The sequence below is a fragment of the Providencia sp. Je.9.19 genome (genome assembly GCF_051129765.1).
Lineage (GTDB): Bacteria > Pseudomonadota > Gammaproteobacteria > Enterobacterales > Enterobacteriaceae > Providencia.
The window spans coordinates 214,427-226,897 of the sequence record NZ_JBCPSS010000001.1; the positions used below are offsets into that span (position 1 = coordinate 214,427).

Below are 12,471 nucleotides of genomic sequence, written 5' to 3' on the forward strand. Positions count from 1 at the left end.
TCACCGAGCCAGAAAATCAATAATCTGGCTTTCAATATGCCGTATTTCTTGCGGTGTTAAACCTAATAGCTGGCGAGTGGGATAAGTGACATCGGCACGGCCAATGCGCTGAGTTAGCCCAAACTGGTGTACACCGGCGATATTGCCGGCTGAGGGCATAAAATAAATGGCCGCTTCTTTATCGCCGTTATACATCCGCAAGAAACGCGCCGTTGCCAGCTTCTTAAACATACGGGTTTGCTTGGTTTTGCGCTCAGTGCTGATTTTCTCTTTTTTGATGCTGATATATCGCTGAATATTGGATTTGCGAAACGAACGCTGGGCTTTTTTATTTGCATCTTGGCCGGTAATGGTTTTGCTGTTACCTCGCCAGTTGCGCAAGGTGCGTTTTTGACCGCGCCACATAAATTGGATTTCACGCTGTACCGTGACAAAGTTGGCTTTGCGCTTGGTGTAGGGGCTGCCATCGGGATTTTTTTGTTGCTGTATACGCCGGATTTGTGAGCGGCGTAAATCGCGGGTAATTTCTTTGGCGAGTTGCCGGCGCTGATTCGGTGATGCGCGGTTAAGTAGGGCACTTAATTCGCTATCGAGCTGGCGCAGGGTATCATCATTCATTGAGGGGTTGGCCATTCATCAAATGGATTTGCCGGCTCTGAAATGGACTCAATCACCCATTTGCCGTTATCGTCTTTTGCAAGAACACGTTCAGTTAAATTTAAGTCGATGCTGATATGCGCTGTGCTGTTATCCAATATGACTGCTTCAAATTTAAAATCTTGCTGGCGCTTACTGGGGTTCGCGGCGATATCAGATTGGTGTTGCCTTAACCAATCATTCACCACGGCAATTAAAATATCCTGATCACCGCTATAGCGCTCAATAATAATATTAACAGTATATTCATACTCATAGCTTGGCGTCTGTGCAAGCGTGGAAATTACACGGCCATTTTCAACGAATAAATACAGACTTTCGGGGTTGTCGTGCAAAAATTTAATTTTGCTACTGAGGTATTTGCGTAGGTTAGTGAGCTTTTTCACGGTTCCGCTCCTCGTCAAATTGCTCAATCGCACCAAGTTGAGTATTGGCGGTTTCTAAATCTGTTAATAATGGGTCTACCCATAACGCCAAATCACAATAGGTTAAAACCCGTCCGGTAGGGTTGGCGGTACTGGTTGCGTTAAGGTTTTCGGGATGGGTACGCATTGCGCTTGCACGGATACGGTAGGCGTTGTTGAGCACCCGATCAGAAAGAGACTGAGGCACAGGCAGATCACAGGTAGGCTCATTTTTAAGCAGGGTTTTATATTCAATTTTTCTTTCCTCGGTGGCGGCACGTTGAATAATCCCACGGCGATAAGCATCACCGGAAATTTGATTTGCACGGTGAAAACTCAATGATTGTTCGGTAATTTCGGCTGATTTTTTATCAATATCTAAACTTAATTGCGTGTTTTCTGCCGTTAATTTCCCGACGTGCTCATTGAGCTGATCAATTTTGTTAATCCCTTGCCGGCCGGTAAAAATAATACCGACGACAACAAACAACCCGAAACCTATCGCCCATTTATTCATATTAAATCAAAGCCTTGTTGCATTTCAGCGATACCCCACGGTTGTTGACCGGCATTTTCAACACGGGTAATGGCATCCGCAAGGGCAAATAAGACCTCTTTTTGCATCACCGATAGGCAATCACCCGGGCTGACATTGAGCGCTTTGGCGACACGCTGAATATAGCCCTCGGTGTTGTTTTCAACCGGTGGCGCGTAGCGATTGATAATTTCACGAATAGAACACAGGCGATGCTTACGCTCATAGGTTCGCATCAAAATAAATAAGGCGCGATAGCCCCATTCTGGCGCAATAAACCGGCAAAAGGATTTATCGGTTTGCTCCTGGTGTAATCCTTGCCATTTATCACCGTGGCGAATGTTCCCCGGATTATTATTGCGTATACCGCGTGGTAGGTTAGACATGCTTTGCACCTGTAAAACGAGACCAAAAATAAGCGAGGGCAATGCTACCCATCGCGCCACAAACACCGGTTGCAAATAAGGTGATATACAGGCTTTGATTAAATTCAATACTTAACAAGCCACCGAGTAGCCCTGTAAATCCCGAGACCACCATTTGCATAAAGGCACCAAACCAGCTCCACGGTGTATTATTTGTTTTTACATCAATGATATATCTCACAGCACCTCCCCACATTGAAATGAAGAGCAGTAGCAACCACTGAACGATGCCGAAACTGTTCGGGTCTTTATCAAACATGTGTGGCTAATCCCATAATTGTATAAGTGGTTGTGTTGGCTCCATTGTCACTTCTGGCATGTCGATTAACAGCCCAGTAGGAATGACAGCGCCTTTTTCTGCTAATCCGGGATTAGCGAGTAACACGGTTTCTGTCATGCCTGTTGTTCTGCCATAAAATCGCCAGCAAATACCATCAACGGTGTCGCCTTGAATGGTTCTAATTTTCATATCAACTCCACAATATTGTGGGTTGTGCCTTTGATGCGTTGAATCGCCCACACCGCATCGCGATGTAAATCTTCAATGGTCGGGTCAAGGGCATCGGCTTTTTTACTGCCACTTGGCGTGGTATCAATATCGCGATAACGTTCGGTTAAGTTGGCTTTTGCGCTGCAAAATACCGCACGGCGATACAGATAAACCAATTCTGATTCGTGGGTATCACCCTCATGAATGTGGTCAGCAGGGATACTGGCAAGGGTATAAAAACCTAAATGGTTCTCTTGTTGTTGCCATTGAAATAGCTCACGATTCGTTTCAATCATGGCGTTTTTGAGGGCATTAATCAGGCGCTGAGGTGTCACGGTGCCATCAACTCGCATCGATTCCCGAAAGGCCGATGTTTTGATAGACGGCCAAAAAGCGCTACTGGTGAGCGTTTCATCTTTTTCGTCGACTTGCTCTGGTGATACGTATTGCATAAAGCCGCCTTAAATAGGTAGGCGGTGGGCGAGAGTTCGAAAACGGGTTTCTTGTCTCGCGCCGCCTTGCGCGTTGGCACGTTCGTTAATCATCCACACGATTTTGTGCAGATAAAATTTTCTCTAATTGATTGATATCTGCTTTCACCCCAGAACGGTCATTGAGTTCTAGGGCACGCAATAATTCACACAGTGCAGGTTGGGGTAAACTATTATCTCGCAAGCTGTAACCGAGCCATTTATGCAGCTCACCGCGCACTTTGTCGGGCATATCTTCATGCTCAATCAGTGACATGGTGCGCTGCAAAATATCTAATGGAATGGGTTTTTTAGCGGTATAGGCTTCTTTGGCACGGTCTGCTATTTCTTCCGCAACCGCGCAACCCGTTGTGCGCGATTGGTTGGATGGCATTGTTAAATTGTGTTTGAGTGCATAAGCAGCAATATCCAACCCTTGAGCATACATGCCCGCGTCAAAGCTCCACAGCATGAGGTACATCAATACATCATCTTGCACGCCTGATTGGTTATTGAGCACCTCAGTGATCCACATTTCATACAAGGGCAGGGCTTTACGCTTATAAACCGCCTTGCGTTCAAAGGATTGGATTTTTCCTAAGTCGCGCATGTGTTGGCGTAGCATCAATTTCACTTGTGTTGCTTCCGAGGGGTCGGCAAGTCTGCCACCGTATTCGGTGGCTTGTTTTGCTTCAACCTGCATGCGTTTTTTTTCCCATAGGTTCACGGCTTACCCCTTATGAGCCTTTGCTTTCTTTACTTGTTTTTTCGGGTTCTGCATTTTTCAGCGCTTCCAGTTCCGCTTTTAGTGCTTCGTTTTCTTCCAATGTTGCGAGCATTTTTGCTTTTTGCTCTGCATCATCACCTGCTGGTGAATCTGACTCGGATTTACCCTTGATAATTTCAATGTTTTCAATCAGTGCCACGCAATCGTAATCTTCAATGATGTAATCTTCATTGACGGATTCATAGTTTTCGACACGGTCACGTTTTGCGTTATCTTTAACTTGACGGCGGCGTGATTCGATTTGCCAATAGATAGATAAATTATCTAAGCGAGTAATGAGCATTCCATTTTTCGGGAAATAAGGCACCCGCACAGCCGGCAAGCCACCTAGGCGTTTTTGGCTGATAATCACATCTGCGGCTAAAACCTCAGTATTGGCTTGATCACGGTTCACAATTGGGAAATATTTATCTGCTAATAATGAGCGACCACAGATAACCACTAAATCTGTATCATCGGCATACACCTCAGAAATAGCGTGGTCTATGGCTTGCATGACAAGCGCATCAAGATTTTCATAATCTTCACCTTTACCGACTTTGATTGGTTCCGGCGTGATTTTGTTGGTGTCTTTGTCCGTTGACGAGCCTAAAACATGGTCAGGCGCTTCAAGGCGAATTTTATGTAACCAACCGACATTGACGTCTTGTAGGAGCTTATTGACTTCGCGATTTGAGGTTGCCACGCGGCTTGTGCCATTGAAACCAATCATAATGCGGTCAAGGGCTTGGCGTTGGATAATGGCATCACGGATACGGCGCTGAAAATCTTCAAACATGGCCCACATATCCAGTTTTTCATAACGTATAGCGGTATCGAAATTTGTTTGTCGGCAGTGATAACCTTGTTTGGCTAATTGTGTTGGGTCAGTTGGTTCACGGTCTTGTTTAGTGGTGTCCGTGGTGCCTGCCACTGTTGAGCCAATACCGATGCCGATTTTTTCACCCACTTGGTCTTTGACGGGCACAATGTTAATTTTGGTCAAAAATACGGCGCTTAACTGAATTTTACTTTCTAATTTTTGGGCAGCGGATGGTGTGATTTCCACTTTCGAGGCTGCAAATTCTTGTGGCTCAACACCGTAAATATGGCCTAACTGGGTCATGTAACCGTTAAATTTAACTTTTGTTTCTTTTCTCATTGTCTTTTCCGTTTAGCAATCAGTCAGGTTTTCAGTGTGTTCGCTTTTGCCACCAAAAGAATGTGGGCGTTGCGGCTGTGTGTCTTGTTGGCTCAAGTCTGTTTTAAGCTGATCCAACTCGCTACGTAAGGCATCATTTTGTTGTTTGATGGCGGTAAATTCAGCCGCTTGTTGTGACAGTTTTTCAACTTCACTGGCGGTTTTTACTTGCTCTGTCGCACACAGTTCGATTGACTGGCGAACATCGGATAAATTGCTATCGTTGTTTTTGCGCTCTTTGGTAAATAGTGCTTTGATATTGTCTAAAAGACTGGGTTTATCGGATTTATCGGCTTCCTCGGTAAATTCAATCACCGTCTCTTCCGCTGCCGTAAAGACGTTATCTTTATCTTGTTTTCGGTCTGATAAATTAGCCCCTTGACCCTTTGCGCCGGCGCTAAATTCCAACATGCTCGTACCCAAACTGGCCGGGTTATCAGTAACCGCTAAACCGACTAAATACGCACCGCCTAGGTCTGAAAACTCAGGATTAATTTCAACTGAGGTGTAGACCTTTTGGCGTTTTTTGTTCATTTCAATTAATTCAGGGGTCGGCGATAAGGTGCCGTATAACGCGAGTTTGCCGGTTAATGGCCCCTCTTTGATTTCTTCGGTGTAGACCGAATCCACATCACCAAAACGTGGCATCCACGAATAATTCCAGTGCTCCATATTGATGCGCGCACCGTAAACCGTGGGGTTGTAGTTCTTGGCGATATCGGTCAGCCATTGGCGCTGTACTTTGCGGCCATCGGTTGTGGCTCCCTCAACACACAGGCGCACCGGCTTGGTTTTTTTGGTCATTGCTCAGGCTCCGGCAATTAAATGTGATTTAAACGTAAAAAAGATAAGCCTATGTTTTCAGGGATGGGGGATAAGAAACAATGCTTTGCCATTGTGTGAGCTATGGGACAACGGTCACGCAGAGCGAGAGGGGGCGGCAGTCAGTAATCTGACGGCATGAATACATTACACGATTTTGACCCACGAAAAAGAGCTATGCACCTGTACTTTAACGGGTACCGGATCGCGCGTATTGCTGAGCTTCTTAAAGAAAAAGCCGCCACTATTCACAGTTGGAAACGCCGTGATAAATGGGATGAAATTACCCCCATTGAACGGGTTGAAATGTCTTTGGAAATGCGGCTTTGTACGCTAATTGGTAAAGAAAATAAAGAGGGTAAAGACTTTAAAGAAATCGACTTACTGTATCGCCAAGTCGAACGACACGCCAAAATTCATAAATATCAAAACGGTGGCAATGAGGTTGATTTAAATCCGAAACTCGCTAATCGCAATGCCGGTGAACGCCGTGCCCCGGAAAAGAATTTGTTTAGCGAAGAAGCGATCGAAAAGCTTGAAGAAATTTTCCGTGAAAATATGTTTGCCTATCAAAAGGTGTGGTACGGCGCAGGGCATCAGCACCGTATTCGCAACATCTTAAAATCACGTCAAATCGGGGCGACTTACTTTTTTGCTCGTGAAGCCTTTATGGATGCGCTCACCACCGGACGAAATCAAATCTTTTTATCAGCCAGTAAAGCACAAGCCCACGTATTTAAAGGCTATATCATTGATATGGCGCGTGAAGTGGATGTGGATTTAAAAGGCGACCCGATAGTGTTGCCTAATGGGGCTACGCTGTATTTTCTCGGTACTAATGCCCGTACCGCGCAGAGCTACCACGGCAATCTCTATCTGGATGAATATTTTTGGATACCGAAATTCCAAGAGTTACGCAAAGTGGCTTCGGGTATGGCCATGCACAAAAAATGGCGTCAAACCTACTTTTCCACTCCCTCGGCATTAACCCACAGTGCGTACCCGTTTTGGTCGGGAAAACTGTTTAATCGCGGACGCCGAAAAGCAGACCATGTTGATATTGATACGACTCACCAAGCCTTAGTTAACGGCATGATGTGCGGTGATGGGCAGTGGCGGCAGATTGTTACCATTGAAGATGCGATGCGCGGCGGCTGTAATTTATTTGATATTGACCAGTTGCATTTGGAATATAGCCCGGATGAATTCGAAAACTTGCTGTTGTGTGAGTTTGTCGATGATATCGCCTCAATCTTCAATTTGCAGCTAATGCAAAAATGTTTAGTCGATAGCTGGGAAATATGGGACGACGTTCAGCCCTTAATGATACGCCCGTATGCTTATCACCCTGTTTGGATAGGATACGATCCGGCCAAAGGGACGCAAAACGGCGATAGTGCCGGATGCGTGGTCATTGCGCCGCCAATGTTCCCCGGTGGCAAGTTCCGTATTCTTGAACATCATCAATGGCGTGGCATGGATTTTCGTGCACAGTCAGATGCCATCAAAGAGCTGACAGAACGCTATAACGTGCAGTATATCGGTATTGACTCCACCGGCCTGGGTCATGGTGTTTTACAAAATGTGCGTGAGTTTTTCCCCGCAGCCAAAGAATTTATGTACAACCCGGCTTTGAAGAATGCCCTTGTTCTCAAAGCTTATGACGTTATCAGCCATGACCGGTTGGAATATGATGCCGGTAGCAATGATATCACCCAATCTTTTATGGCGATTCGTCGTGCAACCACAGCCAGTGGCAATCGTCCTACCTATGAAGCTGATCGCAGTGAAGAAGCTAGTCATGCCGATTTAGCATGGGCAACTATGCACGCCCTCTATAACGAACCGATCACCGGTGAAAATAGTAACCATCACAATATCGTGGAGATATTTTAATGAGCCGTAGAAATAAAAAGCGCCAGTCACAAAATATGGCCGAAACAAACAGTCGCGCCTCGGCGGAAGCATTCACCTTTGGCGACCCAATACCGGTGTTAGATAAGCGTGAAATTTTTGATTATTTGGAATGTGTGCAGGTCGATAATTACTATGAGCCACCGATCAGTTTTAGTGGCTTGGCGCGAACGTTCCGTGCAGCACCCCATCACAGCAGCGCGATATATGTGAAACGTAATATTTTAACCAGTACCTTTATTCCCCATAAATATTTGAGTCGCCAAGTGTTTGATAGTTGGGCGCTAGACTTTTTATTGTTCGGTAATGGTTATTTAGAGCTACGCGATAATATGTTAGGGCAAGCATTGAAACTTAAGCATTCGCCGGCTAAGTTTACCCGCCGTGGCGTGGATCTCGATACCTATTGGTTTGTGCAATATGGCTATGACATTAAGCCGTTTGAATTTCAAACTGGCAAAGTGTTTCACCTCATCGAACCGGATATTAATCAAGAGCTATACGGGTTGCCAGAATACCTCGCCGCCATCCCATCGGTATTATTGAATGAAGCTTCAACCTTGTTTCGCCGTAAGTATTATTTGAATGGTTCCCACGCCGGTTATATTTTATATGTCAGTGATGCCGCACAGAAAACGGATGATATTGATAAAATTCGTGAGGCACTAAAAAGCAGCAAAGGACCGGGTAACTTTCGCAATCTCTTTTTGTATGCACCCGGCGGAAAGAAAGACGGTATCCAAACCATCCCATTATCCGAAGCGGCGGCAAAAGATGAATTCTTGAATATTAAGAATGTTAGCCGTGATGATATGTTAGCGGCACATCGTGTGCCCCCACAAATCATGGGGATCATTCCTGAGAACGTCGGCGGCTTTGGTGATGTTGAGAAAGCGGCCAAAGTGTTTGTACGCAATGAACTTATCCCACTGCAAAGCAAGCTGAAACAGCTTAACGATTGGTTAGGGGAGGAAGTGATCAGGTTTGAGCGGTACTCATTGGACTTGGACGACGAGCAGAAATAACTTATCAATATGATTAATGATACCGCCCATCGTGGCGGTATTTTTTCGCCTATAGGTAGATGATATCGATGACTCCAATAATGATAAGACCCCACGATATTATATCAAACCTACTTCACCAAGACGAATCGGCAGAAATTAAGGTCCATCAAACAGCCCTTTAAACACGCTACAAACCATTACGAGGCACGATGAATTAATTGCTATCTAGTTATAGTAAATTGAATTAAACGCCGCTATGAGGCTGAGATTTTGCAGACGGATAATTAACAATAAACATCTCGCCGCGCAATCGTAGCCTCGCCACGCCTACCCACTAAATAGGGCGATTTTCATGCAGGTGCAGGAGATCGTCAGAACCGTGCCAATGCTGGGGCTTGGTGTGGGTTACGATCCTTTTTTGTTCTTGCGGATTTGGGCGGGAAATTGCGGAAATCATATAATATGCTTTAGTTCTCATTAAGGATAATAGTATTGTGCACAAAGCTCATTATAATGAAATAATATAGTTATATTAGTTATTAAATTATGCATTGTTAGTTAATTTTGAGAAAAAATGAAAATTATAGATGATATATGTTCTTCAATAACAGGAAATGCGAAGACAAGGATAAAAGATCCATTTATTGGTACATTTATATGCTCTTGGATTTTATGTAATTGGTACTATTTATCTCTGCTTTTCTGGGGAGATGGAACCGTTCCTGAACGAGTTAGTGCATTTTATCTCTACCTGTCAGTGACACCTATATGGGGATGGAATTATATTTTTTTTATTCCATTTTTTATTTCGTTATTTTACTTATTTGCTTTTCCGTGGATATCTCTGCTTGTTAAGTATTGCCAGCATTGGGCTGATGAAAAATTACATTCTCAAGCTATCGATGTTGAGCGAATCGAAATATCCCAAAAGAAAGAATTAAATAAAGATAAACTGTTGGCTAACCCGAATAAGCAGTTTTTAGAACAGTTAGTTCAGCATGATATTGATAAACGTAATGAAATAATAACTCATCTTAAGCAGAGAACTACTCGCTTAGATGCGAAGGCTTTGGAAGCTAAGGAAAAAAGCAAAGAGCAAGAGGAAAGAGCGAAAGAAGCTGAAAATAAGTCAAAAATGTTAGCTCTAGAGCTAGAAAAAAAGAATAATCAAGCTGAACTAGAAAGAGGACAGTTTGAAGTTAATAGCGCTAAGATTAGAGCTGCTAAAGCTTCTCATCAATTTCCATCCGCGTATTACTTGATATCAAAAATAGACGAAAGTTTAAGGCAAGATGAGATAAATATTTCTATAAAAACATTAGGAAATATTGTTGCTACGCTTTTTGGTTATGAAAATATGGAGTCACTTTTAGAAGATGATAGCTTTAATAATGAGATTATAGATAAAGTTGAATATGTTTACTATGATGAAGAGTTAGCTAGAAGGCTTGAAAAAATAGTGTTGGATGAAGAGAGTGATAATGAAGATTTCTCCGCCGATATGATTTTTGATCACTTACAAATGTTATTTGAAGAAGAGCCATTTAAGCTTATCACTGGTGATAGCCTTGCTGAAAATTGTATGGAAAAATTCGAAAATAATCCATATTATGTGCTTGATCATGAGGGAACATCTTCTGCGATGGCAGAATCTAATACTTACTTTGAAGATATTGACGATATTCACATAGTTGATTTCGATTTTGATTCTGACAATGGCTTTAGCGTGGAGTTATCAGCTACTGCTAGCGGTACACACTATAAAGAACAAGATATAGGTGGAAGAAATATGACTATTTCAATAACAATGAAGTGTGAGTTATTAGTGGGTAAGTATGGGCTTGGCTCGATAGAGGAAGATAGTGTTAGTGGATCTTTAGTTGATGATTGGGATGAGTATGAAGACGAAGATTACAGCGCTGAGGCTCAACAACTCAATAATTAAAAATAATGTATGTTAGCTTGGCCTACTAATCAATAATTATAATTTCGGATAGTCAAATAAAGCCTCTTAAGAGGCTTTATTCTATATCTATATCTATGCTTTTTTTAAATAAAAGTATTTTGCATTTTCTATAAATTTATCTACCTTAACTCCAACATTACCTCCGCTGCTGGCCGTAGCTTCCTCAAGCGGATGTTTATTCACTTCAATACTTTCTATTGATAGTAAATGCCAGTGATTATCTTTATCTCTCACTACTATCTTGTCATTCTTACTTATTGTTATATCCGGGGTATCACTAAGGTCAAATGAATAAACCTTTGGCTTATGATATATATTCACACAATTTATTGGATTTAGTGATTTACGAAAGTTAATGAGTCCTCGTTGATCGAAAGCAGCTCTTACATCTTCTCTTGTAAGTATGCCGACTTCAATCATATGGTAAACTTGAAATAACTCATATGTATAGGTCATTCCTCGCCGAGCTATCATTGCATCTTCAATTTGCGTGTCATTGAAAGGAGGCTTAGCTCGTTCTTGTGGATCTTTATATCGTTGGTGATTTACAATATAAATCCCTTTGAAATTATGGTCATCTCTTGCATTTTCTCGTCGTAAAACAATCTTGGAAATTTGTGAACACTGGGCATCAGTTGAGGTACCGCCAATTCCTTTCACTTCAAAAAGGTATGTTTGTCTCCCATTTTCAACGTTTAAATCCTCTTCAAATATTTCATTTTCTCCCTCATCCACATTATCATCAGGAGCTGTTACATTTTCAAACTCTATATATTCAAGAAACCATTTTACTGCATAAACGAGTTCATCATCTGTCGCTGTCAGTAATGCTTTAGTTTTTATATTTTCTTCTTTATTAGCTAAAGCTAGCAACTCATGTTGTAAAGCTTGTAGATTAGCATTGAAATCGTCCTTTAGTTTTTTAATTTGACTTGATTTCAACTTTTCTTCATGAGTAATGTATGAATTATTATTTATCCATTGAAATGTTCCATTATTTGGGAATATTTTGGAAAAACTAGGTATATCCGGAAGTACAAAATTAAATAATTCATCCAAAAAATCGGGCTTATTTTTTATATCAGGGAAGAAAAATAAAAATTTATTTTTAACTATTGATATTAATGAAACTATATCTTCAGTTTCATTTTTGGCTAAAACTATTTCATTAGTTCCAGTATATTTAAAAGCTACATGGTAATAACTATCTTCTAAGTATTTAAATAAGTGTGTTTTTATATTTTCAGCAATTACTTCTTCAGGTTTTTTGAAGCGCTTACCATGTTTATCAATTACACCAAGAGACGGATTAAAACTATAAGTTTTATATTCATGCTTTACTTGTCCCCTTGCTCCAGGGATGTTAATTTCATATATCATGTTTGTATGGCTTTTACAGAAAATAATAACAACTTGCTCTTTTTCTGTAGAAAAAAGGTGACGATTAATAACAGATATATCTATAGGGAAAAGGTCAACGTGAGGTGGTGTATAATCCAAGCTGATATTCATTGGACACGGTTGATTACCTGCATGACTAAAATTATTAATATTTGTATCAATAACTAAAATTTCAGCTTCATGAAGATCAGCGGGTATATTATTTTTATAAGGGATAGAAATTGGATAATATGATGGATTGCAGTTTACATAACCATTTAATTTATATTGCTTCACATTAAAACCTGATGCATGAAGCTTTTCTTTAGTTTCTAAATTGGTGTTAAGGAGGTAAATTGAGGGAATCTTTCTATCGTCCATTATTTCAGCTTCCAAATCTATGTAGGGTCATAGCCAATATTCTACATTTTTAT

Annotated in this window: 14 protein-coding genes; 3 read left to right on the forward strand and 11 right to left on the reverse strand. The window is 41.8% G+C overall.

The genetic code is table 11. The features are described 5' to 3' along the window. The 10 genes from AAZR93_RS01065 to AAZR93_RS01110 form a co-directional block, all read right to left on the reverse strand. Positions 1 to 618 (reverse strand): phage virion morphogenesis protein, encoded by a 618-nt coding sequence (locus AAZR93_RS01065; RefSeq protein WP_434718719.1) that lies wholly within the window; start codon positions 616 to 618, stop codon positions 1 to 3. Further along, positions 615 to 1,043: a phage tail protein gene (locus AAZR93_RS01070; RefSeq protein WP_434718720.1), complete on the reverse strand. Its 429-nt coding sequence runs from the start codon at positions 1,041 to 1,043 to the stop codon at positions 615 to 617. Before AAZR93_RS01070 ends, AAZR93_RS01065 begins: the two co-directional genes overlap by 4 nt. Next, a complete protein-coding gene (locus tag AAZR93_RS01075; RefSeq protein ID WP_434718721.1) occupies positions 1,027 to 1,578 on the reverse strand; it encodes a DUF2570 domain-containing protein in 552 nt (183 codons plus the stop codon). Before AAZR93_RS01075 ends, AAZR93_RS01070 begins: the two co-directional genes overlap by 17 nt. Beyond that, positions 1,575 to 1,982 carry a structural protein gene (locus tag AAZR93_RS01080; RefSeq protein WP_434718722.1) on the reverse strand — a complete coding sequence of 136 codons (408 nt, stop codon included), beginning with the start codon at positions 1,980 to 1,982 and terminating at the stop codon, positions 1,575 to 1,577. The genes AAZR93_RS01075 and AAZR93_RS01080 overlap by 4 nt, the downstream gene beginning before the upstream one ends. Next, positions 1,975 to 2,280: a phage holin family protein gene (locus AAZR93_RS01085; protein WP_115164217.1), complete on the reverse strand. Its 306-nt coding sequence runs from the start codon at positions 2,278 to 2,280 to the stop codon at positions 1,975 to 1,977. Before AAZR93_RS01085 ends, AAZR93_RS01080 begins: the two co-directional genes overlap by 8 nt. Before the next feature lie 6 nt (positions 2,281 to 2,286). After that, positions 2,287 to 2,490, reverse strand: coding sequence for a tail protein X (locus AAZR93_RS01090; RefSeq protein ID WP_434718723.1), 204 nt, complete (start codon positions 2,488 to 2,490; stop codon positions 2,287 to 2,289). Continuing rightward, positions 2,487 to 2,963, reverse strand: a complete 477-nt coding sequence (locus tag AAZR93_RS01095) for a head completion/stabilization protein (protein ID WP_434718724.1) — start codon at positions 2,961 to 2,963, stop codon at positions 2,487 to 2,489. Before AAZR93_RS01095 ends, AAZR93_RS01090 begins: the two co-directional genes overlap by 4 nt. An 85-nt stretch (positions 2,964 to 3,048) precedes the next feature. Further along, positions 3,049 to 3,708: a phage terminase small subunit gene (gene gpM / locus AAZR93_RS01100; protein ID WP_434718725.1), complete on the reverse strand. Its 660-nt coding sequence runs from the start codon at positions 3,706 to 3,708 to the stop codon at positions 3,049 to 3,051. A 10-nt stretch (positions 3,709 to 3,718) separates the two neighbouring features. After that, the gene (locus tag AAZR93_RS01105) at positions 3,719 to 4,909 is read right to left on the reverse strand and encodes a phage major capsid protein, P2 family (RefSeq protein ID WP_434718726.1); all 1,191 of its coding nucleotides are present in this window, start codon (positions 4,907 to 4,909) and stop codon (positions 3,719 to 3,721) included. Positions 4,910 to 4,921: 12 nt separating this feature from the next. Continuing rightward, on the reverse strand, positions 4,922 to 5,752 hold the full coding sequence (locus AAZR93_RS01110) for a GPO family capsid scaffolding protein (RefSeq protein ID WP_434718727.1): 831 nt from the start codon (positions 5,750 to 5,752) through the stop codon (positions 4,922 to 4,924). A gap of 156 nt (positions 5,753 to 5,908) precedes the next feature. Between AAZR93_RS01110 and AAZR93_RS01115 the strand changes: the two genes are divergently transcribed. The 3 genes from AAZR93_RS01115 to AAZR93_RS01125 all read left to right on the forward strand — a co-directional run bounded on the left by AAZR93_RS01115 (position 5,909) and on the right by AAZR93_RS01125 (position 10,636). Continuing rightward, entirely contained in the window at positions 5,909 to 7,666 is a 1,758-nt protein-coding gene (locus AAZR93_RS01115) for a terminase ATPase subunit family protein (RefSeq protein ID WP_434718728.1), read from the forward strand. After that, positions 7,666 to 8,709: a phage portal protein gene (locus tag AAZR93_RS01120; protein ID WP_434718729.1), complete on the forward strand. Its 1,044-nt coding sequence runs from the start codon at positions 7,666 to 7,668 to the stop codon at positions 8,707 to 8,709. Before AAZR93_RS01115 ends, AAZR93_RS01120 begins: the two co-directional genes overlap by 1 nt. Before the next feature lie 556 nt (positions 8,710 to 9,265). Further along, entirely contained in the window at positions 9,266 to 10,636 is a 1,371-nt protein-coding gene (locus tag AAZR93_RS01125) for a hypothetical protein (RefSeq protein WP_434718730.1), read from the forward strand. Positions 10,637 to 10,729: 93 nt separating this feature from the next. Here the strand turns inward: AAZR93_RS01125 and AAZR93_RS01130 are convergent, their stop codons facing one another. Continuing rightward, entirely contained in the window at positions 10,730 to 12,418 is a 1,689-nt protein-coding gene (locus AAZR93_RS01130; RefSeq protein ID WP_434718731.1) for a hypothetical protein, read from the reverse strand. Positions 12,419 to 12,471: the final 53 nt, after the last annotated feature.

Bases quoted from the DNA above. Each gene is read 5' to 3' on its own strand.
- AAZR93_RS01105 (WP_434718726.1), bottom strand. From the start codon at position 4,909: ATGAGAAAAGAAACAAAAGTTAAATTTAACGGTTACATGACCCAGTTA.
- AAZR93_RS01130 (WP_434718731.1), bottom strand. From the start codon at position 12,418: ATGGACGATAGAAAGATTCCCTCAATTTACCTCCTTAACACCAATTTA.
- AAZR93_RS01095 (WP_434718724.1), bottom strand. From the start codon at position 2,963: ATGCAATACGTATCACCAGAGCAAGTCGACGAAAAAGATGAAACGCTC.
- AAZR93_RS01090 (WP_434718723.1), bottom strand. From the start codon at position 2,490: ATGAAAATTAGAACCATTCAAGGCGACACCGTTGATGGTATTTGCTGG.
- AAZR93_RS01080 (WP_434718722.1), bottom strand. From the start codon at position 1,982: ATGTCTAACCTACCACGCGGTATACGCAATAATAATCCGGGGAACATT.
- AAZR93_RS01110 (WP_434718727.1), bottom strand. From the start codon at position 5,752: ATGACCAAAAAAACCAAGCCGGTGCGCCTGTGTGTTGAGGGAGCCACA.
- AAZR93_RS01120 (WP_434718729.1), top strand. From the start codon at position 7,666: ATGAGCCGTAGAAATAAAAAGCGCCAGTCACAAAATATGGCCGAAACA.
- AAZR93_RS01065 (WP_434718719.1), bottom strand. From the start codon at position 618: ATGAATGATGATACCCTGCGCCAGCTCGATAGCGAATTAAGTGCCCTA.
- AAZR93_RS01115 (WP_434718728.1), top strand. From the start codon at position 5,909: ATGAATACATTACACGATTTTGACCCACGAAAAAGAGCTATGCACCTG.
- AAZR93_RS01125 (WP_434718730.1), top strand. From the start codon at position 9,266: ATGAAAATTATAGATGATATATGTTCTTCAATAACAGGAAATGCGAAG.
- AAZR93_RS01075 (WP_434718721.1), bottom strand. From the start codon at position 1,578: ATGAATAAATGGGCGATAGGTTTCGGGTTGTTTGTTGTCGTCGGTATT.
- AAZR93_RS01085 (WP_115164217.1), bottom strand. From the start codon at position 2,280: ATGTTTGATAAAGACCCGAACAGTTTCGGCATCGTTCAGTGGTTGCTA.